Raw genomic sequence first — 22,845 nt, 5'->3', positions numbered from 1 at the left:
GTGATCGGTCCAGCCTGTCCCTATTCCGTGATCTCCTCGCCAGCGCCACCAACTGGGGATGGCTGGACAAGAACCCCGCCCACGGCGTCAGCGTCCCCAAACACGCCAAAGCAACAGCGGAGCGGCACGTCTTCGACCTCAACGACGTACGCAAGTACCTCCAGGCCGCCGAACCGCAGCATGTGGCGATGCTGGCCACCGTCGCGCTCGGCGGGTTGCGGTCGGGAGAGGTCCGCGGGCTACGCGCGATGGACCTAGACCTCGACCGGGCACGCATCCTCGTGCGACAGGCAGTCGAGTACGGAAAGGACGGCGAGTCCTATCGCGTGGGCATCAAGTCGCCAAAGACATCCGCCGGCGTCCGCTCTCTCCCGATGTCCACGACGCTCGTCGGGATCTTGCGGGACTACCTGAAGTTGCACCCAAAGGCCCCCGAGGAGCTGGTCTTCACGGTTCGTGGCGACCGGCCGATGGGCCCGGCAGAGGCGGACCGCCGCCACAACTGCGCGCTGGCGAACATCGGCCTGCGAACCCCAGAGGCGGAACTCGCCACGAGCAGACGCGACGGCGAAGCCGTCACCGTCGCATCCAACGACGAAGCTGCACGGCTGAATGACCGCATCCGAGACGAACGCATCCACGCAGGCGTCGTTGACGACACCACCACGGCGACCGGGAGCGACGGCCTGAGCATCGGGCGCGGTGACCTGATCCAGACCCGCAAGAACCGCACCGACCTGGGCGTGGCGAACCGGCAACAGTGGATCGTGCAACACGTCGAGCAGACGGTTCGCTCCGGGTGCGCGACGCGCACAGCGACCGCAAGCGCGAGCACACGATCCATCTGCCCGGCGAGTATGTGCGCGAGCACGTCCACCTCTCCTATGCCGCGACCGCTTACGGCGTACAGGGCGTGACCGCGCCCGCCTCGCACACGATCCTCACCGACAGCTTGGGAGGCGCGGCCGTCTATGTCGGTATGACCCGAGGCCGAGAGACGAACACCCTGCATGTCGTCGCTGACGATATGGCTGGTGCCCGGCAGCAGTTCATCGAGGCGTTGGAACGCGACCGGGCAGACCGAGGACTCGCCGACGCCACAGAGCGCGCGGCAGAGGCCGTGCGCGGCCTCGTCAACGACGGCCCCGTGAAGCTCGTCAACGCGGAGACAGAAGCGTTGATGAAGCAGACCGAGCGCGCCGAGCAGCAGGCGGCGCTGTGGCGGCGGGCCGCCGACGCGCTGACCGACTGGCAGGATGCCGATGCCGCGCACAGGGCAGCCCGTGACCGTCTGCGAACGCTAGGCAGGTTCGGGAAGCGCCGCGCCACCACCGAGCACAACACCGCTCGCGCCCTTCTCCAAGACGCGGAGCAGCGGCTGACGAGAGCATGGGGCGAGCTGCCCCGGTGGAACGAGGACAGCGCATCATGGGTCGAGCGAGTTATCCGACCCCGGATCGACGCCGAGAACCAGGCCCACGCTGCGAAACAGGCTCGCGCCGAAATCGAGACGCTACGCGCACTCACGCCCGTTGAGGCCGTGAGCCGGATCGAGCAGACCCATGCCGCGGAACAAGCGGCGCACGAGGCCGCTGGACGTGCCCTCGAAGAACGCAGCCGCCAACTCCGCTCGCACTCGCGCGACAGCGGCCCCCACCACGGCGGGCGGTCCCTGAGCTGGTGACCGCATCACCAGACCCAAGCTCCGCGGCGACTAGCTGATCCTGCGGCGATAGGCGATCATCGCGAAGATGTACGCGACAACGAGGATGCCGAGGCACCAGGCGAGGGCGATCCAGATGTTCGCGCTCGCAGGTTGGCCGGCGAGCAGGTCGCGGATCGTGTTCACGATCGAGGTGACCGGCTGGTTCTCGGCGAACCAGCGCACCGGTCCCGGCATGGACTCGGTGGGAACGAATGCGGAGCTGAGGAAGGGCAGGAAGATCAGCGGGTAGGAGAACGCGCTGGCGCCGTCCACGGTCTTCGCTGTCAGGCCGGGGATCACGGCGATCCAGGTCAGCGCCAGGGTGAACAGGAGCAGGATTCCGGTGACGGCGAGCCACTCGGACAGGTTGGCCCCGGTGCGGAAGCCCATCAGCAGTGCGACGCCGACGACCACCACGAGCGCGACGACGTTGGCGACGAGCGAGGTGAGCACGTGCGCCCACAGCACCGAGGATCGGGCGATGGGCATGGACTGGAAGCGTTCGAAGATGCCGCCTTGCAGGTCCCCGAACAGCCGGAACGCGGTGTAGGAGATGCCGGAGGCGATCGTGATGAGCAGGATGCCCGGCAGCAGGTAGTTCACGTAGTCACCGGTGCCTGCGCCCTGCCCGGTGTCGATCGCGCCGCCGAAGACGTAGACGAAAAGCAGCATCATGGCGATCGGCATGAGCGCGGTCGTGATGATGGTGTCCGGGCTGCGCACGATGTGGCGCAGGGATCGCCCGGTGAGAACGGCGGTGTCGCCGAGGAAGTGTGCGGTCATGATTCGTTCCTTCCGGTGTCGCTGACGATGGAGAGGAAGACCTCTTCCAGCGTCGGCTGCTTCTTGACGTACTCGACGGTCGCGGGCGGGAGGAGCTGCTTGAGCTCGGCGAGGGTGCCGCCTGCGATGATCGTGCCCTGGTGCAGGATGGCGATGCGGTCGGCGAGTTGCTCGGCCTCGTCGAGGTACTGGGTGGTCAGCAGCACGGTGGTGCCGTCCTGGGCGAGTTGCTTGACGGTCTGCCAGACCTCGATGCGTGCCTCGGGGTCCAAGCCGGTGGTCGGCTCGTCGAGGAACACCACGGGCGGCTTGCCGATGAGGCTCATCGCGATGTCGAGGCGACGGCGCATGCCGCCGGAGTAGGTGGCGACCTTCCGGCTGGCGGCGTCGGTCAGGGAGAATCGCGCGAGCAGGTCGTCGGCGATCGCATCCGGGTCGTTCACATGCCTGAGCTTGGCGATGAGGATCAGGTTCTCCCGCCCGGTGAGGATCTCGTCGACGGCGGCGAACTGCCCGGTCAGGCTGATCGATTCCCGGACCTGTGAAGCCTGGGTCGCAACGTCGAAGCCGTTCACCGTCGCGGTGCCCGCGTCGGCCGCCAGCAGGGTGGCCAGGATCTTCACGACCGTGGTCTTGCCGGCTCCATTGGAGCCGAGCAGGGCGAAGATGCTGCCGCGCTGGACGTCGAGGTCCACGCCGCGGAGCACCTCCAGCTTGCCGTACGACTTCTGCACGGCGCGCATGCTGATCACGGCGGTGGCCGCCGGTGGAGGCGTCATGAGCGTGTCCTTTCTGTTCGGGCGCGGGAGGAATCCGCCCGCTACTCTGTGTTACGATCTAGTGGTACCATGTGTGACGAGGTAGCGCAACCCGGTGAGGACGGAGGGGATGGATCATCGACGGATTGACCGAGATGTTGAAGGGCACGCTGGAGGGCTGCGTGCTGCGGATCATCGACGCCGAGGAGACCTACGGATATGCGATCACCCGTCGGCTGACCGAGCTCGGCTTCGCCGATGTCACCGAGGGAACGGTCTACACGATCCTGCTGCGGCTGGAGAAGCGCGGACTGGTCGATGTCGCGAAGCGCCCGTCGGAGCTGGGCCCGCCGCGCAAGTTCTACACGCTCAACGACACCGGACGTGGGGAGCTAGCGAGGTTCTGGGCCAGATGGGACTACCTGTCATCGAGGATCGACAAACTGAAGGAGGACGGAGCATGAACTTCTGGGAGAGGATCACCGGCAGCGACCTGACCCGGGACTGGCAGGCGTTCGAGGCCCGTGTCGCGGCGCTGCCCGAGGACTACCGCCAGGCGTGGGGACAGATCGAAGACCAGTTGTGGGAGCACAGTAACTTCACCGGCCGCAATCTCACCCCGATCGTCGACGGCGTCCTCGGACTGCTCAAGACGACGGCGGCGGACGGGCAGAGCGTCGTGAAGGCGCTGGGAGACGACATCCCAGGCTTCTGCGCGGCGGTGGCCGGAGAAGACGGCGCGAAAGACTACCGCGACAAGTGGCGCGAGCAACTGAACAGGACCGTCGCACGCAGACTGAGCAGGCTGGGAGATTGACATGAGCATCAGAGACCTGATCGAGGGCAAGCGGCAGTGGCGGGCGCACATGGCCAGAGTCAAGGCGCTGCCACCGGACTACCGGATCGTCTACGAGGAGGTGCAGAAGTACCTGTTCAAGATCGGACCCATCTCACTGACCGACGGCGATCTGCTGTCCGAGATCGTCGACTTCTTCGAGACCGGCGTCGCCTCGGGCAAGACCGCCATGGAGCTGATCGGCCCCGACGTCGCCGCGTTCTGCGACGACCTCATCGGCGACGCCCCGACGTTCGCCGACCAGCTTCAGGAGTCGATCCGCAAGAAGCCCTGACGACGAAACCCGCACGACCGGCACCAACGGCGCAGCCGATCGCGCTGGGTGGGTCATCGCCCACACCGTGCCCCGGTGAACCCCGAAACGGCGCGCCAACGCGTTCACGCTCACGCCCTGCGCGCGGGCTGTTCGCATAGCGTTCACTTCGCTGTCCGTCAGGCGTGTTCGAGGTCGTTTCTTTGGTTCCGCCGACGCGCCGATCAACGGGTCATCGGCCCCGTCCTCGGACTCGGCATCTTCGCGTATGCCTTGATTCCACGCGGAAACCAGCCTCTCGACCCGTGGTCGTCTGTTCTCGCAGCGCTCCATTGCATCCACACCCGAACCCCCTAGTCAAACGCCATTGACTAGGGGGTCTGTCATGGTTGCGAAGGGACCCGACAGGCCCTACGAGATTGCGCCCTCGCTGCATGCCTTGTCCAAGTCACCTCGACGGGACGCTGATGGAGTCCGGCGAACGCGTCCCGGGCCTCAGGTCCCAGCGGAAGCCAGCAGGTCGGCGGCCTGTTGCCCTTCCGGGGTGGCGGCGGCCGACCGGAACACCAACATGCCGGAGGCGACGGCGTCGGGCAGGGCCTCGATCACCGCAGCGGCCAGCCGGCTGGCGACAGCGCCCTCATCCGCCTGGGTCCAGGCCGCCCTGCCTTCGATGTCCTCGCGCAAGCCGTCCGGGCCGAGCGTCCTGACGTCGATGGCCACCTGCCCGACGACGGCGCCGTCGTCGTCGACCACCGGCAGCGCGTACGCCTGGAACCCGTGGCCGACGAAGGCCGGCACCAGCAGCGACGCCGTCCCAGGGACGAACTCCCCAGTGGAGCGACGCCGCAGCCGCACCCGAAGCCACCATTCACCTCCGTCCGCCGGCGTCTCACCCGCCAGCGCCGGTCGCCACTGGTCGAAGTAGCCCACGTCGTCGCTCGCGAAGTACCAGTGGTCGGTGCCCGCGGCCGGGCGCACCGGCAGCGTCCTGCACCACTCGGCGGCGCCGGTGGCCAAGGTCAGGTCGATCTCAGCGTCGGCGCTTTCCAGCCGCGACGCCGGATCGAACAGGTCGAACGAGTAGAGGCTGACGGCCAACACCGTCGCTCCCCCGGAGGACGCCAGGGTGAAGCTGCGCCACCCCAGCGCGATCGCGGCCTGAAGCTGAGGAACGAACCGGGGTAGGAACTGTTCGATCAGCGTTCCGGCCCTCCTGTCGTAGCCGTCTCCGGAGCCGAGCGCCCCCGTAAGGGCCCCGACGCCCTCCAGGATCTCGGGAGCCTCAGACGCCAGCGGCGCCGCCTCCGCCAGCAAGGACGCCGAGGGTGCCAGCTTCGGACCCACCCGGGGCAGGATCGTCCGGGCCGCCGCATCCAGCCCGATCGAGAGCAGGTCAGCGAACCCTGCATCTGGCACCGACACCAGCTCCTGCAGGATCGGACCGGCACACGCCTCCAGCACCGCCACGACGACGGCAGCCGTCTGCGGGGCCGCCAGGTAGCGCGGGATCTCCGAGCTGACAAGCACCTGCACCGTATCGTCGCCCGCGAAGTACTCGGATCGGCCGTCGGCGGTCGGCTCCACGATGAGGTCATAGACGAGCGCGTCGGGGCCGGGGTCGCGGCCCACGACCGCGGGCGGCTCGAACGGGACCGCCCCCGACGTCCGCCACGCCACCAGCGACGGCGAGCCCGCCCGGAGCGCCTGCACTCCGAATTGGGTCAGCGTCGGCACCGCCCGCGCCAGCACGGCCGGGTCGACGGCGGCGTAACCTCCCGGCGAGGCCGGGTCGGGGTCATGCACCACGAACGGATGCGTCGCCAGGAACCCGAAGCCGTGACCATCGAAGCCGAACACGGCCCGGCCGTCGCGCGACGGCGTGGCCACCAGTACGACGGATCGCGGGCCGGCGGGGGTCGCCACCATGTCGCCGACCGCCACCTGCTCGATGGGACGCAGGGCGCCGTCGCCCAGCACCACCTGGGTGCCGGCCGTCAGGCAGCTACCCGAGGGCACCCTCCGGTACTTGGTTCCGGGCTGCGAATTGGCCGTGAACTCGTAGCTGGCCGCCTCCTCCAGGCAGGACGGCCACCTGGCCCCCGGATAGACCTGGCACTTGGTCTTGAGGATGGCTGCCACCGCGTCGGGCAGGTCACCCCCGCCGATGTCGCCCCCCAGCCACCCGGTCCATGCCCGCCACGACGTCGGACCCACCGGGTCCGGGATCGGAAGCCCCTTGGCCTTGATGGTGGCGATCGCGGAGTCGATCTCCGCGACCGGCGTGCCGAGCGCCACCAGCTTGCACCAATGGTGGAACAGCTCCCAGGCGGGATTGCTCCAGGAACCCGACGCCAGCTGAACCAGCTTGTCGTTGATCCAGGCGTCGCCGGTCAGACCCTGCAGGTACTGGCCTCTGGCCTGCGCCCGGCTGGCTTCGTCGGGGAACGCCGCCAACGCGGTTCGGGTGTCGCCATCGACGGATCCCAGGCAGTACGCGTACCAGGCCCACACCGACGGTCGCAGCCGCCCGTTGAACCCCGCCAGGTCTTGCCCGATCAACCCCAGCTGGATCTGCGGGCGGATGCTGCTGGTGACCAGTCCCATCTGCTGGCACAACGCCGCCACGGCGAGGTTCTTGAAGAACTCGCCGTCCAGTCCGGTCAGGCGCTGGATCTCTCCCTCCCGGGGGTCCGGCACGAGGCCGGGAAAGAACACGTCCTTGAACGCCGGGCCGGTCCCGAACAGCTGGGACCAGTGGCCCGGGGTGGCACCCTTGGCGTGGGTGACGAGGATGCCCCGCGCCGCCACCCCGATCGGGTTGGCACCATCCGGGGGCAGCGCTGCGGCGAGGATCTCCACCTGGGTCGGGGCGAACGCGTTTGCCACGGCTCAGGCCCCCGCAGGGCTGATCTTCAGCTTGAACGACGTGTCCAGCCTGCCGACCTCGTTGTCTACGCTCAGTGTGTAGGTCGCTTCCGGTGCGGGCGGCACGTCGACGCCGAGCTCCATCACGACCGCACCGGTGTCGTTCAGGAACAGCAGGCCTTTCGGCAGGGCAGGAGAGAGTGCCCACTTGCGCGGCGCGCTGCCGGGGATGCCCAATACCGGGGACGCTGACTTGTCGTGCTCATAGGTCATCCAGGCGACGTCGGCCATCGTCAACATGCCCGGCTTGGTGCTGACCATCGCGACGGTGATCGACGTGCTGGCGCCGTCGTCGGCCTTCCAGCCGGTCGCGCCGTCGGCGACGATGTAGCGCTTCTTCCCGGTCTTGGTGAACCAGGCATCGTTGTAGAACAGGAAGGGCGCCGACTGCAGGAAGGAGTTGCCCTCCTTGTCCTTCTCCTTGGTCCCCTCGCTCTGGATCTCCGCACGCCATAGCGCAGCGGCGTCCGCGGTGGCGTCGCCGGTCGGCTTGGCCGCGACGAGCTTCCCCTCCTGGTCAAGCCCCAGGACCAGGAAGGTGCGGTTGCCGTCCTTGTCCTGGACGGGGGCGCCGAGCTGGGCCCGGCCCTGTTCGTCGGTGCGCAGGTACAACGCGGTGTGTCCGGTGCCGTCGAACGGCCGCTGGGACAGGCTGCCGTCGTCGGCGACGAAAAGGCAGTTCGACGTCTTGCCGCCGGGCGCGAGGCTGACGCCGCAGCGTTGCTTCTGGCCCAGCGGCTGGTACTGCTGGAAGTAGTCGATGTCCGTCTTGTACTTCATGTAGTAGGTGCCGGCCTTCTCCCTCGCCCACTTCTCCAGCGGGCTCTCCTGCGGCCGGAACATGAGCACGGCCAAGAGGATGGCGCCCGCCACCAGTGCTATGACCCCGATCACGCTGACGACGGCGAAGATGGTGCCGACGGCGACCCCGCCGATCGCGGCCAAGCCGAAGGCCTGGCAGGCCCACACCCCCGCCGTCGCGATGAACTCCATCACGGAGGCAAACAGGAACAGCGAGTTCGCGGCGATGTCGAGCGGCTCATGGCTGTTGGCGAGTAGGAACGCCGACATGATGATGCCGACGGCGGCAAGCGCGGCGCCCAGCCTCGTGGCGAGGAACTCGCTCAGGTTGCGGCCAAAGATCTTGTGGATCGTGGTCATGCGCGCGAGTTCCGCCTCCAACGCGGCGGCCTCGGCCGCCTCGGCGAAGAACATCCGCATGGCCATCGCGTCCATGGTCTCCTCGATACCCGAGACGCTCTGGATCAGCCAGCCCTTGAAGCCGGCGGCCATCGACTGCTCCGCCTTGGTCATCAGGCTTGGCGAGAAGAACATGCCCAGGTTCTTCCACAGCCCGTTACTGGAGGCCCAGACCTCGCTGAGGGCGACGCCACGGACGACGATCTCCTTCACGAGCAGCGCGACGATGCCGGCCGCGTTGCCGATGATGACCGCCTGGTCCAGCGGCGGGATGTCGTTCCAGTCCACCTTGCCGGTCACGAAGAACGTGATGAGCAGTGACGCGGCGCCGAGGAAGATGGTCGTGGCGACCACCTTCGGCAGGGCGCCGAATACCTTCGCGATGGTGCTCTCGAACGTGGCAGCCAGCGTCGTCCAGCTGAACAGCCCGGACAATGCGGCGTTCGACTGGCGCATCACTTGGAGGATCTGCTCCACGAGCGTCTCGGTCGAATGCTTCTTCAGCGCCTCGGCAGCTTCCCGCATCTTGGGGTCTTCGCTGTTGATGTACTGCGCGATGAACTTGTCGACGATCTGTCGGACCACGAAGCTGAACTTCGTGATGTCGCCGGTGTAGTCGATCAACTGCGGCAGCACGGAGGCCACCTGGAACAGCTGCAACACATAGGCGTACTGGCTGGTGAAGAAACTGGAAACATCCAGGACGTTTAGCAGGGCACTCGTGCGTTGTACCCGTTGCGTGAACTCCGAGCCGTCGATCTCGTCGCCGCTCGCGAGGATGGTCTGGAGCATGTTCAGGTATGCCGGCGTCGTCGCGTAGGTGTAGACGGCGAACGCCCAGTACTGCTTGTTGACGATGGCCGCGTCCCGCAGGTCGGTGATCTGCTTGCGGAGCTTGGCCAACTCCTCAGGGGTTCCGGTGGCGTTGGCCTCCATCTCCTTCAGCCAGGCGTCAGCCTTCGAACGGATCACGGGCTCGTAGGTGGCCGCATTGGCTTGCTGGTCTTGCAGGTACCAGTCGAGGACGGTGTGTTTGGCCTGGTAGCGCCTGGCATACATCAGCGGGCCCTGCCTCAGCATGACCGGGCTGATGCCCGTCTGGTTGGACAGCCAGGAGTCTGCCCGTTTGCCGTTGAGCAGCGGCGCGCCCGGGTCGGTGCTCCACTTCGACAGGCTCCCGACGGCATACGCGGTCGAAAGCTGCCGGTACCAGGCCTTCGGGTCCTCGCCGTCCTTGCCAGGGGTGTCCGCGATGGACCTGAGCCCCGGGTCCAGCGGCGGTGGGTTCGGGTTGAAGAACTGCTTGCGGATGTCTGGGTCCATGTATTCCTGGAGGATCGCGTAGAAGTCCTCCATCGACTGCTGCTGGAACAGGTCGTAGAAGTTGCCGTCGTCCGACTTCACGTACTGCGACATCGTCAGCAACTCCGCCAGCCCATGAGTCCCGTCCGCGGCCGCAGCGACGGCGTCGTCGCCTGGCAGTGCGAGGCCGTGTGCCTCGGTCGAGGCCTTCGCGGCGAGGGCCGCGGCCTGGGTCGGGGTGACCCGCCCGCCGCCGTGTCCGCCGGAGGTCTCAAGCACGCTCGCGCCGTCGGGTGAGAACGTGATGTGGCCGTCGGTGGGCAGCCCGGTGGCGGCGGCGGCCTCGTCGGTCAGCCCGGTGTAGTGCAGCGTGTCCCCCACAATCGTCGAGTCGACGGCGTCTGCGCCGATGAAGAGCCTGCCGTCATGCACGGACACCAGCGAGCCGCCGTTTCCGTCCTCGACCGCGAGGTGATACAGGCCGGCGACCCCGCCACCGACCCATCTGCCTTGCACTCCGTAGACGGTGCCCTGCAGGTCGGGCCGGTCGGTGAGCATCGCGCCCTCGAACCGGTCGGCGAACTCGGAGAGCGCCACCCGCAGCTGGAACGGGAACAGGGTGCCGCCATCGCGGCCCGACGGCGGAGGGGTCACCCCGGACATGACCCCGAACTGCAGCACCTGCCGGGAGTTGATCAGACCGGAGTAGAAGCCGTCGACGGGCTTCCAGCTCTTCGCCGTGGCCAGATCCTCGAAGGAGGCGACGAACGTGAGCATCTTCTCCCCGTCCAGTACCTCTTGACCGTCGACGCCATAGGTGAACGAGACCTCGTCGGTCTCGGACCAGGTGGCGTTCTTCCACCGGTCGGATTCGGTGTCCCACTTCAGCAACGGCATCTGCGAGGTGCCTGCGAGGTAGGCGGCGCCTTTACCGATGCGCATGACGTAGCGTTGCGGCTTGACCTCGTACTGGACGGAGTACGTCTGGCCCGCGATCTCGATCACGCCGAAGGCCCTCGTCCGGGAACGCGTGAGCCGAAGCTGTCCCCGCATGGCGCAGGTTCCGTCGTGGCCGGTGAATGTGAGCTCCTCGAAGTCCGTGTCGAAACTGGCGGCGTTCTCTGCCACCGGATGCGGGCCGACGAACAGCTGGTCCTGTGAATGGTCCATGTGGTCCGGCGTGACCAACGTGAGGGTCGTTGGGAGGCCGTCGAGGGTGGCGAGGCCACCGGCCTCATCGCCGAGCGGGGATGCCTCCGTCAGGACGAATGTCCTGGCGTGCGGGTAGATCGACGCCGCCTGCGCGTCGCGTCGGGCTCGAAGCTCGGCTTTCTTGAGTTGGGCATTGCGGACACGGATAGCATGCATCGTCGCTGACATGAGGTCGCCTCTGTTTGATGGGTCGCTGGGGATTGGGGCATCAGGCCCTGGGAGCCCGTGTCTTCGCGGCCCGGGGTCATGCATTCGAATGATGCGCCTGTGAGGATCCCCGGTCCCACATCCTCGCCCTCACGTCCCGAAGCTAACAAAGACTGTGGGGAAGAATGGACGAGCGGTCGGAAGCCCGGTCCGATCGTCAACCTTTGTCAGTTGGACCCACTCACTTTCGTTGTTCGCGGCGGCTTACCCAGACCCGTGCCGGCGCACCTTCGCAACACGCAGCGACGCGAAGGTGGCCAGACTCCTCGCCACAGGCGTTTCGAAACGGGATCGAGTTCCTGTTTTCACAAACCCCCTGGTCAGCACCGTTTGTGCTGGCGGATGTACAGCGGCACTCAGGACTTGAAGGCGACCTCGGGGAAGTCGACGTCAACATCCAGGGCGATGTTCACATAGTTCGTGAAGAGGTTCAGGGCGACCTGTGCGACCGTCTCGACGATCTGCTCGTCGGTCCAGCCGTGGTCCCGCAGCCTCTGGACGCTCCCCTCGCGCACCTGGCCGCGGTTCTCGACGATCTCGATGGCGAACTCGAGCAGCGCCTGCGTCGCGGGGTCGGACGACCGGGCCTGCTGGGCGGCGGCCATGTCGTCACCCGACACACCTGCGCCGCCGCCGAGGACGGTGTGGGCGGCCAGGCAGTACCGGCAGCGATTGCGGTCGGCGACGGCGACGGCAATCTGCTCGCCGAGCGCGGCTCCGAGCGAGCCGGTGGAGAAGGCCGCGAAGCTCCCCCACATCGACTGCAGCGCAGCCGGCGAGTTGGCGACGACGGCGAACATGTTGGGGACGGCGCCGAACGCGCCCTCCACCTTGCGGAGCACCGGCGCGACCTTCGCATCGGCGTTCGCGGGATCGATGGTGTGAACGCGGGACATGGCCTCTCCTTCGTGATTTTGCGGATGGCCGCGGATGCGGCTACCCACAGCATCGCCGTCGAGCAGAGTCGATGAGCGGCTTATCATCCGTGTTTTTTGCCAGATCGTCTAGAGTTCGGGAATGGAGCACTTCGATCGCTTGGACGCCGTCCTTGAGCGCTTCTCGGTGCGCGCACACCAGTTCCACGTCGGCGCGCTCTGCGAGGTGCGCCGCTTCGAGGCCCTTCGCCGGCGGCGCCGACCACCCACTGGTGCGGGCCCTGCCCGACGTGCTCACGGTGCCGATCGCCGACGTTCCGGGCCTCGACGGTTCGCTGAAGTTGCTGTTCGGCGAGATCGACGAGTTCCGCTGCGGACACCGTCACGTCGTCGACCGACTTTTCGAGATCACGCTGCTCAAGCTGTGGCGCTGGATCCTCGACCACCCGCGCGACGCCGGCCTGCCCGCCGGGCTGTTCACCGGGCTGTCCGACCCGCCGATCGCCCGGGCGCTCACCGCCATCCATGCCGATCCCGGCCACCCCTGGACGCTGGATGCCCTAGGCGCGGTCGCCACGCTTTCGCGCAGCGCCTTCGCCGCCCGCTTCCGCGAGCTCGTCGGCACCACGCCCTACGACTACCTCACGGCGTGGCGGATGACGCTCGCACAGCAGTACCTGCGCGACGGGCGCCCGGTCGGATGGGTAGCCGCCGAACTCGGATACACGAGCAGCTCGTTCTCCCGTGTCTTCGCCCAACGCGAGGGACGTCCGCCTCGCGCCTGGCTGGAGGCCCAGCGCCCGCGGCGCTGACGAGTCACGCCACGCGCACCTCGATGGTGTGCCGGCCGGTGGCACCGTCGGGAACCACGGGAACCTTCTCGTCGGTTTGCACGCTGCCGTCCCGGCTCACCGCCCGGCAGCGAATCCGGTGCATCCCCGCGGTCGCCTGCCACGGTACGCGCCACTGCACCCAGGTGTCGGCCGAGATGTCCCATCCCAGTTCCGCATCCACCCAGGGCCCCTCATCGATCTGCACCTGTACCGCAGAGATCCCGGTGTGCGGATGCCAGGCCACTCCCGCGATGACCGCGTCGCCCGCGTCGAGGGAGGTTCCGGCGCGAGGGACGTCGATGCGGGACTGCAGCTTGACCGGGCCTCGCTCGGACCAGCCCCGGACGGTCCAGTAGGCGCTGGCGCGGTCGAACCGCGTGACCTCCAGATCGACCACCCACTTCGTCGCCGACACGTACCCGTACAACCCGGGCACGACCATCCGCACGGGAGACCCATGCTCCGGCGGCAGCGGCTCGCCGTTCATCCCGACGGCGAGGAGCGCGTCCCGCCCGTCGGTCACTGCGCTCAGGGGTGTGCCGGCCGTGAACCCGTCCACCGAGCGCGAGAGCACCATGTCCGCCTCGGGAAGTGGCTTCGCACGCTTCAACAGCTCGCGGATCGGATATCCGAGCCACACAGCGTTGCCGACGAGGTTTCCGCCGACCTCGTTCGACACGCACGACAGCGTCACCGCCGACTCGGTGAGCGGCAGCGCGAGCAGCTCCTCCCAGGTGATCCGAAGCTCGTGCTCGACGAGCCCGTGCACACGCAGCTCCCAGTCCCCGGGAGCGACGGACGGCACCACCAGCGCCGTATCGATGCGGTAGAAGTCATCGTTCGGCGTCACGAGGGGGCTGAGCCCGTCGATTCCCAGATCGGCGTCGGCCGGGATCGGGGGGGCCGGCACCGCGGCCGGCGGAAGACGGAAGGCATCCCGGACGACGGATGCCGCCCGCTTCCCGCCGCGGGCGACGGCGCCGCCGACCGCAGCCAGGATCCCGGCGACGGCGGTTGCGCCGGCCAGGGTCAAGAACCTCCGGCGGGCAGCCTCGGGCGCCTCGGACGGGCGTGCGTTCGGCCTCGGGATCCGACGCACCAGCGTCGACATCGTCGCACCGGCGACGACTCCCGCCGTTGCCGACGGCACCCATGCCCACGTTCCGGCGTCTTTGCGAGTGACAGCAAGAACCGCGACGGCCGCGCCGAGGAGCACTGCGGCGACGGCTCCGACGACGCCGCGACGGTGCTGCCAGTAGCCGGCGAGCGCGGCAAGTGCCATCACGCAGACGACGACCAGCACGATCAGGGCCACCTTGTCGGCGGTGCCGAAGAGGAAGATCATGAGGTCTTTCGCCCAGGCGGGCGCCACGTCGATGAGCATTGCGCCCACGACGGTCAGCGGCGAGGACTCGCCGGCGACGAGGCCGGCTACCAACTCGCCGACGCCCAGCCCGGTGACCGCGGCCACGATGCCGGCCATGATCGCGAGTTGCGACTCGGCGCCGCCCCCGCGCCCAATCGAGGCCGTGTTACTGCTCACGCCACCAGGCTACGCGGAGGCTCTCAGTGGATCGAGGGCAGTTAGGACGAGGTCGAGGCCGAAGATGAACTCCTCCGCCGGGTCGTAGCCGGCGGCGATGAGTGCAGCGGCGGACTCGTTGAGGTAAGGGAACTCGTCGGGAGGAAGCCGGGGCAGGAACACGTCCTCGGCCATGTTCGTGAGCTCATCGGGGGTGTCGAACGGCAGGGTGGCCTCTTGCAGGGCGAAACCGTAGACATAGCTGTCGAGCACCCAGTTGGCGTGCGTCGCCATCACGACCGAGAAGCCGGCCCCTCGCAGACTGGCGGTAACCGCTTCGCGATGGCGGAGGTTCGCGGGACCTGGCGTTGTGCGCGATTCCATCAGGCCGATCGCCCAGGGGTGACGCGCGAGGACCTCCCGGGCGGAAAGGGCCCGTCGGCGCATCGACGACTGCCAGTCGGTGCCTTCGGGCGGGAGCTCGATCTCCCCGAATACGACGTCGATCATCGCGTCCAGCAGCTCGTCCTTGTTCGCCACGTAGTGGTAGAGCGACATCGCGCCAGCGCCCAGTGCGCCGGCCAGCCGGCGCATGCTCAACCCGTCAACCCCCTCGCGGTCGGCGAGCCGGATCGCCTCGGCCACAACTCGCTGCTTACTCAGCCCTGCCTCTGACGCGACCTGGCGTTGCTCCCTCGCAGACACAACTCTCCTCCCTCATCGAACGGCTTGACAATCGTACAGCGTACGTTCATAGTACGGTGTACGACGTACAGCGTACGAGCTCGCGTGGATCGCGGCGCGGATGGAAGGAGGCTCCTGTGGGAGCAAAACGGCAACCAGGTGCCGCAGCGGCGGCGCCGAGCGGGTCCGGGGCGGCGACGATGCGGGCCGCCGTTCAGCACCGCTACGGACCGCCCTCCGTGCTCGAACCAACCGAGGTGCGGCTGCCGGCGCCTGACCGAGGCGATGTGCTCGTCCGGGTGGGCGCGGCCTCGGTACATCTTGGCGACTACTTCGTCCTGACCGGTGAGCCCTACATGGTGCGCCTCGCGTTTGGGTTCCGCCGTCCTCGCCAAGGTATCCCCGGCAGGGACCTCGCCGGCGTGGTGGCAGCGGTCGGGAAGGATGTCACCGCCCTCCGCCCCGGCGATCAGGTGTTCGGCTGGAGCACGATGGGAACACTCGCCGAGTACGCCTGCGTCCCCGCTAGCAACCTCGTGCCCGCGCCCGCCAACCTCTCGATGGAAGAGGCCGCGGCGGTACCCACGTCGGGCATGACAGCGTTGCAGGCACTGCGCGACGTCGCGAAGGTGCGACCGAGCCAGACGGTGCTTGTCACGGGCGCATCAGGCGGCGTCGGTTCCTTCGCCGTACAGATCGCAAAGGCGTTCGGCGCCGAGGTCACTGGCGTGTGCAGCACCCGCAACGTCGACTTCGTCCGGTCGCTCGGTGCCGACCACGTCGTCGACTACACGACGGCCGACTTCACCCGTGCCGAGAGGCGCTACGACGTCATCCTCGACAACGTGGAGGCCCACCCCCTGGCGGCTGCTCGCCGAGCGCTGACGCCCACCGGCACCCTCATCCCCAACAGCGGGCGCGGGGGCCGCTGGATCGGCCCCCTCGGACGGATCGTCACGGCGCGCGTGCTGTCTGGCTTCACCCGCCAGCGGCTGAAGCCCTTCCTGTCGACCGAGAAGCGTGAGGACCTGCTCACCCTGGCCGACCTGCTCGCCACCGGGCAGGTGACTCCGGCCATCGACCGCACCTACCTCCTCGACGAGGCAGCCGACGCCCTCCGCCACGTCGGGGAGGGCCACACCCGAGGGAAGGTCGTGATCACGGTCTGCCCGGCCTCAACCCGGACCTAGCCTGGACCCAGGCCCACGGACACCGCGCCGACATCCCGCACGTACGCAGCACTGCTTCCCGAAGCGCGACGAGAGGCCGCGGCCGTTGCGCCGGAGTCAACTGGTGGCAGTGGCGCGGGGCCGCTCGGCCTGCCAGGCGCGCCGCTGTCGCTGCTCGTGAGGGGCGGCTCGCTACCTGCGCTACCGGCATACCCACCGGAGCGCATGCCCACGCCGCTCACACTCCTACACCCGAGCCGCGACGAGTGGACGCCGGTCGAACTCAGCATGCGTTTCCTGCAGCGCACGACCGCGCCCGCGAACGTCGTCCTGCTCCGCGAATGCAGGCACTTTCCCATCGAGGACCAGGCATCACCGATCTGCTCGACGCGATCTCCGACCTCGCGGACAGTCTCCATCCAGTCAAGGACGACCATCGGTCGGCGTAGAGGTCCCCCGGACTTAGGCTGTCAGGCATGGACATCATTCTGATCCCGGGCCTTTGGCTCAACGCATCGACGTGGGACGCGGTCGTCCCGATCCTGGAGGAAGCCGGCCACCGGACATGGCCGCTGACCCTGCCCGGGATGGCGAGCAAGGACACCGACCGCACCGGAATCGGGCTGGTCGACCACGTCGGCGCGGTCGTCACGGCGATCGACGACGTCGAAGGGCCCGTCCTGCTGGTCGGTCACTCCGCCGGTTGCGGGATCGCCCATGCCGCGCTCGACGCACGGGTCACCAAGGTGGCGGCGATCGTCCATGTCGGCGGCTTCCCTGCCGCCGATGGGGAGCCGCTCCTCGACGGGTTCGAGGCGCGCGACGGCGAGGTGCCGATGCCGGACTGGGCCGAGATCGGGGAGGACGCGAACATCGTCGACTTCGACGACGTCGAGCTGCGCCGCCTGTACGACGAGGCGATCCCCGTGCCCGAGCGGGTGATCACCGACCCGGTGCGGCTGAGCGACCCGCGCCGCCGCGACGTCCCGGCCACGATGGTTTGCCCCGAGTACACCGTCGCCGACCTGCGCGGATGGCTTGACGCCGGCGTCGGGCCCGCCGAGCTGGCGGCGCTGACCCAAGTCGAGTACGTCGACCTGGGCGGCGGGCACTGGCCGCAGCTCACCCAACCGGAGCGCCTCGCCGAGGTCATCCTCCGAGCCGCGTCGGACGCGTAGCCGACGCACTCTCGGGCGCCCGCCGACGGCTGTCCGCGCTGGCGGCGCGCGAGTCGGGCGTCAGCGACGCATTGGCCCACTTCGGCTGGTGACGCCGTCCCGGGGTCGGTGAGCGATGGCCTCGCGGTTGTAGTCCATCGCGGTCCCGACCCAGAAGGCCAGCCGCTGGTCCTCGTCTATCGCCTCCGCGGCGACCTCGATCCACCCCGGACCCATGTCGCGTCCCGGGCCCATCTCGGCCTGCTCCGCTCCCGGCCGTGCGAGGAGTTCGTCGTGCCGCTCGGCGTCGACCCGCACGAGGAGCCCGCCGCCTTTCAGCGCGCTGACGATCATCTTCTCGTTGACCATCACGGACCTGGCGCCGAACATCGACACCTCACGCACCGGCAGTTCGTCGGGGATCAGCGCACGTACGCGCTCGACGAGCACGCTCTGCTCCGGGGTCATACCGCCCCCGCTCAGTCCTGCCCGGGCGGGCCGTAGGAGAGCCGGTCGAAGATCAGCACACTCGTGGCGATCCTGCCGTCCTCGACGGTGAAGAACTCAGCCGCGGGAGCGGTCGAGGTCGCGGCGATCTGTGGGTAGTAGAACAGCGCCACGCGATCGCCGTCGGTGAACTCGGCGATGTCGCCGATGCCGGTGAGCATCGGGGCGAAGCCACCGATGAACGCGCGGTAGGCATCCTTTCCCTTCGAGGTCGACGCCGGGCGCGCGGCAGGTGATGTCGTCGGCGACGTAGCCCATCGCGATGTCGACGTCACCGCTCGTCCAGGCCTGGTGGTACTTCTTCACGATGCTGAGTGCGGTTTCCTGAGTCACGGGGGTCTCCTATCGGTTGCGTCGCGGATGCGACGGGGTGTGCTTTCAATCTTGGAGCGGTTGCCAACTGTCTTCGCCGGCGTCGCGGCCGGCTCCGACGACGGCGAGACGGGGCAGGAAGTGCGCCCAGCCGTAGGCGTGGCCGCGCACCGCAGGCTCAGGCAGATCGGAATGGCACAGGTCGACTCGCGTGCCGCCCCCGATCCGGGTGAGCCGGAACTCGACGGTGCTGGCTCCTGCCGGAAGGTCGTCGCTTCCCGCGAAACCCCAGGACACCACCACGCGGTTCGGGGGCTCGACGTGTAGGTATCGGCCCCGCACCGGGTGACCCGCGATGTCGACGGCGAACCTTCCGCCGGGCTTCGGGTCGAGGTCGGCGTACTGCCCCATCCAGGCGGTCATGCCGTCGTTCGTCGTCAGGTAGTCGAACACGGTCTCGGGTGCCGCGGCGATGTCGATCGAGTCGCGGAACTCAGCCACGGTCCGCCTCCCGCGCCTCGATGACGGACTTCAGGTCGGCTAGCTTGCCCGGCCAGAAGTCGTCCAGGTAGGAGCGCACCGCCGCCAGCCCGTCGGTGTCCACCGCGAACAGGTGACGGGTGCCATCACGGGTGCCGACGGCGAGCCCCGCCTTGCGAAGAACGCCGAGATGGTGCGACGTCGTCTGCTGCGACAGCCCGAGCTCCTCCGCGATCGCCCCCACGGGTTGCGGGGCCGAACGGATCACCCGCAGGATCGCCCGGCGGTTCCCGTCCGCCAGCGCGCGCAGCGCCAGATCGAGATCGGCCACTGCCTCAGCACTCATCCGCGACTCCTTGCCTGTCGACCTAATACAAACATACATTTGTACTCATGTCTATGGGTGAAACTTGGCGACCCTGCGGCCATGGAGTTTTCGCGCACAACTGGCCTTCTCCTGCCCGATAGGGCACAGGAGGCGAGCCTGTGCGCCAAAACTCCAGGCCGCACATCCGCGTGACACCCACCCCGGGTTCATCGGCCCACCGCTCCGCTCCCGTGTCGCGGCAACCGGGCGCTTCTCGATTCGATCATTTGGATACCGCCCGGGTGTATCAACTTCGAGAAGACCGATGGTGGATCAACGCCGCCGAGCCGACCCCGGGGTCTGGCCGACGACACGGACAAAGGCACGGTTGAAGGCAGCCTCGGACTGGTAGCCGAGCTCGGCGGCGAGCCGGGCGGCGGTGACGGTCTCGTCCCGGAGCCGGGCGTGGGCGATGTTCATGCGCCACCGGGTCAGATAGGTGATCGGCGCCTCGCCGACGAGCTCGGCGAAGCGGGCGCTAAACGACGACCTGGACATCGTCGCGACCTGCGCGAGGCGTTCGAGGGTCCACTCCGCACCGGGCTCGGCGTGGATCGCTTCGAGCACGCGACCGATCCGATCGTCCTGGAGCCCGCGAAGCCATCCCGCGCCGGCGGGGTGGTCGGTGGCGAGCCAGGCGCGGATCGCCTGGACGACGAGGATGTCGGCGAGCCGCGTGGCGATGGCCTCGCCACCGAGCTGAGGGTGCGACAGCTCACCCGCCATGAGGCGCAACGTGTCGCGGATCGACGACGCCGCGGAGAAGGTGTCGCCGCTGACGAAGAGCACTGGCGGGAGCGCGCGCATGAGCTCGCGGGCGGCAGGATCGTCGAAAGAGACGACTCCGCAGATCAGTTGCGCAGACCGCCCCTCTCCGCCGTATCGGAGCAGCGAGTAGTGCTCGGTGAGATACCGCTGGGGCAACAGGTCGACGCGCGGGCCTGGCGCGGCGTCGTCGGAGCTGGCGAGGTCGTGCCCGAGTCCGTGAGGCACCAGCGCAAGGTCACCTCCGCGCAGCTCGAGCGGATAGGCACCGGGCAGCCGCAGCCAGCAGGTTCCCGCGGTGACGACGTGAAAGCTGATCGAGTCGCGGATCGCGGGCATCGAGATCGCCCACGGCTCGGTGAGCTCCGCGTGGCACGAGAAAGTGCGGCGCATCCGCAGCGTGTGCAGCACGCGCGCAAGCCGATCGCCCGTATCGCCCATACTCATGCCATCAGGTTCCCACAAGCGCCACCTCTCTTCCTGGGCAAACGGACGAACGAGCAAGACTCTCGGATGATTAGGCATGGTGCCACCGGTCTTCACTCCGTAGCGTCAGAACCACGTTGCTATCGAAGGGGAGCGTCATGAATGCCATCTCAGAAGCGGTCGCGGCCGTTGCGATCGTCACGAACGGCCTGCTGGCCGGACTGTTCTTCGTCTTCGTCTGTGCCGTCGCGCCCGGTTTCCGCCGCGTCGACGACGCCACCTACGTGTCCGCGTTTCGCGCGATCAATCGGGCGATCCTGAACGGCTGGTTCCTATCCGTCTTCCTCGCGGCGCCAGTCGCGGCTGTCGTATCCACCGGCCTCCGCATCTGGCTGACCCAGCCGGGCACGTCGTTGGCAGCAACGGGCGCGGCCTGCTCGACGCTCACGTTCTTCGTCACCGCGGCGAGGAATGTCCCTCTCAACACCCGCCTCGACCGGGCTCCGTCGGCCACGCCAGCCATCGCGCGCGGCAACTTCGAGAAACCGTGGAACCGATGGAACAACGTCCGCACGATCACCAGCGTCAGCGCACTCGCCACTCTCACGCTCGCCGGTGTCCATGGATAGGCCTCAACGCATGCTCGGGACGAGGGTGACCCCTATTACTAAATAACATTCATCTATTGCTATGGTTAGCCTCACCTAAGTTACTGTCGAATCCTGGATGAGTCATGACCACAACCGATGTCCCGACCGCGGGAGCGCTTGCCGACGGGGATGCCGTCGCTGACACGAAAGCCCAGCAGAAGGCGGATGCGCGGGCGCTGCAGGAACTGATGCGCCCGGTGGCCGGAAGCCTGATGCTGGGGCGCATCCTCGCGGTCACGTCCGGGATCCTCGCCGTCGTCCCGTACGTCGCCCTGGTACGGATCGGCGCGCTCCTGCTCGACGCCGCCCGCAGCGGGACCGCCGTCGACGGGGAGCAGGTCGGCCGCTGGTTGCGCCTCCTCCTGATTGCCTTCACGCTCCGGCTCGTCGTCTACTTCGTCGCGCTTCTCATCACGCACCTGGCGGACATCCGGCTCGGCCACCACATTCGCCGGCGGATGGTCCGGCGGTTCGCCGGGACGCCCCTCGGGTGGTTCACCTCGACCAACTCCGGCCGCATCCGCAAGGCGCTGCAGGACGACATCGGCACCATCCATCACCTGATCGCGCACCAGCCCGTCGACGGCACGGTGGCCGTCGTCATGCCCGTCGCGCTGATGGCCTACGCGTTCAGCATCGACTGGCGCCTCGGGCTGCTGACGATAGCCACGGTCCCGCTGTACGCCGCGGCCATGAGCATGAGCATGCGCGGCATGGGCGAGAAGACGGTCCAGATGGACCAGAAGCTGGGGGTTGTCTCAGCGCGCATGGTCGAGTTCGTCACCGGCATCACGGTGGTCAAGGCCTTCGGGCGGGTCGGCCGGGCGCACCGCGCCTATCAGGAGTCCGCCGAAGAGTTCCAGGAGTTCTACTACGACTGGGTTCGTCCGCTCATCCGCGTGAGTTCACTCGGGACATCGCTGCTGGCGGTGCCGCTGGTCCTGCTCGTCAACATCGGCGGCGGCGCCTGGCTGGTGCGACTCGGCGAGGTGACGGCCGCCGACGTGCTCGCCACGTCGCTGATCGCCCTCCTCGTCCCTTACGGCCTGGAGGTGCTGATGAACTCGATGTGGTCGTCGCAGCTGGCCGGAGCCGCTGCTAGCCGACTGACCGACCTTCTCGAGACCCCGCTGCTGGCCGACGCCAGGATCCGCGCCCAGCCGCACGGACACGACGTCGTCTTCGACCACGTCAGCTACTCCTACGAAGAAGGCCCAGACGCCGGACTCGCGGTCGACGACGTCTCCTTCACCCTGCGCGAGGGCACGATTACGGCGCTGATCGGGCCGTCCGGCTCCGGCAAGACCACCATCGCCACTCTTCTCGCCCGCTTCCGCGACCCGCTCTCGGGCGAGATCCGGCTGGGCGGCGTGCGCATCGCGGAGGTCGGCGAGCTCTACCGGCACGTCGGGTTCGTGCTGCAGGACCCGCAACTGCCGTCGATCTCCCTGCGGGACAACATCGCGCTCGGGCGCCCCGACGCCACGGAGGAGCAGATCCGGGCTGCGGCCCGCGCGGCACGGATTCACGAGGAGATCGAGGCCCTGCCCCGCGGCTTCGACACGGTATACGGCGCCGACAGCGGCCTCTCCGGCGGCCAGGCGCAACGCATCGCGATCGCCCGCGCGATCCTCGTCGACGCGCCGGTGCTGATCCTCGACGAGGCGACCGCCCTCACCGACCCGGAGTCCCAGCACCAGATCCAGCAGGCACTCTCGGACCTGACCAGGGACAAGACGGTGCTCCTCATCGCCCACCGCCCCGAGGTGATCACGGGCGTCGATCAGATCGTCCTCGTCGAACGGGGCCGCGTCGTCGCCGCCGGGACCCACGACGACCTACTGGCCGAACCTGGCTACGCCCGCCTCTGAGATTCCACTACCGCAACGCTCGC

General features: G+C 68.1%; 23 protein-coding genes. 10 read left to right on the top strand and 13 right to left on the bottom strand.

The window, feature by feature from the left end:
• Positions 1-20: 20 nt before the first annotated feature.
• On the bottom strand, positions 21-182 hold the full coding sequence (locus IPJ61_RS13620; protein ID WP_297108469.1) for a hypothetical protein: 162 nt from the start codon (positions 180-182) through the stop codon (positions 21-23).
• A 6-nt stretch (positions 183-188) separates the two neighbouring features.
• Between IPJ61_RS13620 and IPJ61_RS13615 the strand changes: the two genes are divergently transcribed.
• Positions 189-917 (top strand): site-specific integrase, encoded by a 729-nt coding sequence (locus IPJ61_RS13615; protein WP_297108466.1) that lies wholly within the window; start codon positions 189-191, stop codon positions 915-917.
• Positions 800-1,684 (top strand): hypothetical protein, encoded by an 885-nt coding sequence (locus tag IPJ61_RS13610; protein ID WP_297108464.1) that lies wholly within the window; start codon positions 800-802, stop codon positions 1,682-1,684. The genes IPJ61_RS13615 and IPJ61_RS13610 overlap by 118 nt, the downstream gene beginning before the upstream one ends.
• Positions 1,685-1,714: 30 nt before the next feature.
• Here the strand turns inward: IPJ61_RS13610 and IPJ61_RS13605 are convergent, their stop codons facing one another.
• Positions 1,715-2,488 (bottom strand): ABC transporter permease, encoded by a 774-nt coding sequence (locus IPJ61_RS13605; protein ID WP_297108461.1) that lies wholly within the window; start codon positions 2,486-2,488, stop codon positions 1,715-1,717.
• Positions 2,485-3,267, bottom strand: coding sequence for an ABC transporter ATP-binding protein (locus IPJ61_RS13600; RefSeq protein WP_297108458.1), 783 nt, complete (start codon positions 3,265-3,267; stop codon positions 2,485-2,487). The genes IPJ61_RS13605 and IPJ61_RS13600 overlap by 4 nt, the downstream gene beginning before the upstream one ends.
• Positions 3,268-3,383: 116 nt before the next feature.
• Here IPJ61_RS13600 and IPJ61_RS13595 point away from each other — a divergent pair, with 116 nt between their 5' ends.
• Genes IPJ61_RS13595 through IPJ61_RS13585 form a run of 3 tightly spaced genes read left to right on the top strand, consistent with a single transcriptional unit; the run spans position 3,384 to position 4,376 of the window.
• Entirely contained in the window at positions 3,384-3,710 is a 327-nt protein-coding gene (locus IPJ61_RS13595; protein ID WP_297108789.1) for a PadR family transcriptional regulator, read from the top strand.
• Positions 3,707-4,063, top strand: a complete 357-nt coding sequence (locus IPJ61_RS13590; RefSeq protein ID WP_297108455.1) for a DUF1048 domain-containing protein — start codon at positions 3,707-3,709, stop codon at positions 4,061-4,063. The genes IPJ61_RS13595 and IPJ61_RS13590 overlap by 4 nt, the downstream gene beginning before the upstream one ends.
• A gap of 1 nt (position 4,064) precedes the next feature.
• Positions 4,065-4,376, top strand: coding sequence for a DUF1048 domain-containing protein (locus IPJ61_RS13585; RefSeq protein ID WP_297108452.1), 312 nt, complete (start codon positions 4,065-4,067; stop codon positions 4,374-4,376).
• A gap of 474 nt (positions 4,377-4,850) precedes the next feature.
• Here IPJ61_RS13585 and IPJ61_RS13580 read toward each other — a convergent pair whose 3' ends face one another.
• The 3 genes from IPJ61_RS13580 to IPJ61_RS13570 all read right to left on the bottom strand — a co-directional run bounded on the left by IPJ61_RS13580 (position 4,851) and on the right by IPJ61_RS13570 (position 12,100).
• Positions 4,851-7,244, bottom strand: a complete 2,394-nt coding sequence (locus IPJ61_RS13580; RefSeq protein WP_297108449.1) for a hypothetical protein — start codon at positions 7,242-7,244, stop codon at positions 4,851-4,853.
• A 3-nt stretch (positions 7,245-7,247) separates the two neighbouring features.
• Positions 7,248-11,165 carry a hypothetical protein gene (locus IPJ61_RS13575; protein ID WP_297108447.1) on the bottom strand — a complete coding sequence of 1,306 codons (3,918 nt, stop codon included), beginning with the start codon at positions 11,163-11,165 and terminating at the stop codon, positions 7,248-7,250.
• Positions 11,166-11,560: 395 nt separating this feature from the next.
• The gene (locus IPJ61_RS13570; RefSeq protein ID WP_297108444.1) at positions 11,561-12,100 is read right to left on the bottom strand and encodes a carboxymuconolactone decarboxylase family protein; all 540 of its coding nucleotides are present in this window, start codon (positions 12,098-12,100) and stop codon (positions 11,561-11,563) included.
• A gap of 71 nt (positions 12,101-12,171) precedes the next feature.
• Between IPJ61_RS13570 and IPJ61_RS13565 the strand changes: the two genes are divergently transcribed.
• Positions 12,172-12,891, top strand: a complete 720-nt coding sequence (locus IPJ61_RS13565; protein WP_297108442.1) for a helix-turn-helix transcriptional regulator — start codon at positions 12,172-12,174, stop codon at positions 12,889-12,891.
• A gap of 4 nt (positions 12,892-12,895) precedes the next feature.
• On the opposite strand, the gene IPJ61_RS13560 is transcribed toward IPJ61_RS13565, so the two are convergent.
• Together IPJ61_RS13560 and IPJ61_RS13555 are read right to left on the bottom strand one after the other, a co-directional pair.
• Positions 12,896-14,455, bottom strand: a complete 1,560-nt coding sequence (locus IPJ61_RS13560) for a molybdopterin-dependent oxidoreductase (protein ID WP_297108439.1) — start codon at positions 14,453-14,455, stop codon at positions 12,896-12,898.
• A gap of 9 nt (positions 14,456-14,464) precedes the next feature.
• Positions 14,465-15,079: a TetR/AcrR family transcriptional regulator gene (locus IPJ61_RS13555; protein WP_297108436.1), complete on the bottom strand. Its 615-nt coding sequence runs from the start codon at positions 15,077-15,079 to the stop codon at positions 14,465-14,467.
• Between the two features lie 176 nt (positions 15,080-15,255).
• Between IPJ61_RS13555 and IPJ61_RS13550 the strand changes: the two genes are divergently transcribed.
• Together IPJ61_RS13550 and IPJ61_RS13545 are read left to right on the top strand one after the other, a co-directional pair.
• Positions 15,256-16,308, top strand: coding sequence for an NAD(P)-dependent alcohol dehydrogenase (locus tag IPJ61_RS13550; RefSeq protein ID WP_297108432.1), 1,053 nt, complete (start codon positions 15,256-15,258; stop codon positions 16,306-16,308).
• A 455-nt stretch (positions 16,309-16,763) separates the two neighbouring features.
• Entirely contained in the window at positions 16,764-17,465 is a 702-nt protein-coding gene (locus tag IPJ61_RS13545; RefSeq protein WP_297108429.1) for an alpha/beta fold hydrolase, read from the top strand.
• A gap of 60 nt (positions 17,466-17,525) precedes the next feature.
• Here the strand turns inward: IPJ61_RS13545 and IPJ61_RS13540 are convergent, their stop codons facing one another.
• The 5 genes from IPJ61_RS13540 to IPJ61_RS13520 form a co-directional block, all read right to left on the bottom strand.
• A complete protein-coding gene (locus IPJ61_RS13540) occupies positions 17,526-17,912 on the bottom strand; it encodes a TfoX/Sxy family protein (RefSeq protein ID WP_297108426.1) in 387 nt (128 codons plus the stop codon).
• A gap of 11 nt (positions 17,913-17,923) precedes the next feature.
• Positions 17,924-18,226 carry a nuclear transport factor 2 family protein gene (locus IPJ61_RS13535; protein ID WP_297108424.1) on the bottom strand — a complete coding sequence of 101 codons (303 nt, stop codon included), beginning with the start codon at positions 18,224-18,226 and terminating at the stop codon, positions 17,924-17,926.
• Positions 18,227-18,329: 103 nt separating this feature from the next.
• Positions 18,330-18,764, bottom strand: a complete 435-nt coding sequence (locus IPJ61_RS13530) for an SRPBCC family protein (protein ID WP_297108421.1) — start codon at positions 18,762-18,764, stop codon at positions 18,330-18,332.
• Positions 18,757-19,089, bottom strand: a complete 333-nt coding sequence (locus IPJ61_RS13525; protein ID WP_297108418.1) for an ArsR/SmtB family transcription factor — start codon at positions 19,087-19,089, stop codon at positions 18,757-18,759. Before IPJ61_RS13525 ends, IPJ61_RS13530 begins: the two co-directional genes overlap by 8 nt.
• Positions 19,090-19,383: 294 nt before the next feature.
• Positions 19,384-20,322 (bottom strand): AraC family transcriptional regulator, encoded by a 939-nt coding sequence (locus IPJ61_RS13520; protein WP_297108415.1) that lies wholly within the window; start codon positions 20,320-20,322, stop codon positions 19,384-19,386.
• A gap of 137 nt (positions 20,323-20,459) precedes the next feature.
• On the opposite strand from IPJ61_RS13520, the gene IPJ61_RS13515 reads away from it, so the two are divergent.
• Together IPJ61_RS13515 and IPJ61_RS13510 are read left to right on the top strand one after the other, a co-directional pair.
• The gene (locus IPJ61_RS13515) at positions 20,460-20,930 is read left to right on the top strand and encodes an anthrone oxygenase family protein (RefSeq protein WP_297108412.1); all 471 of its coding nucleotides are present in this window, start codon (positions 20,460-20,462) and stop codon (positions 20,928-20,930) included.
• A 104-nt stretch (positions 20,931-21,034) separates the two neighbouring features.
• Positions 21,035-22,822: an ABC transporter ATP-binding protein gene (locus IPJ61_RS13510; protein ID WP_297108410.1), complete on the top strand. Its 1,788-nt coding sequence runs from the start codon at positions 21,035-21,037 to the stop codon at positions 22,820-22,822.
• Positions 22,823-22,845: the final 23 nt, after the last annotated feature.

Origin of the sequence: Tessaracoccus sp. (assembly GCF_016714275.1) — a bacterium.
GTDB lineage: Bacteria > Actinomycetota > Actinomycetes > Propionibacteriales > Propionibacteriaceae > Arachnia.
Note: the sequence above shows the minus strand (reverse complement) of the source record. Positions and strands in the feature narration are given on the sequence as shown.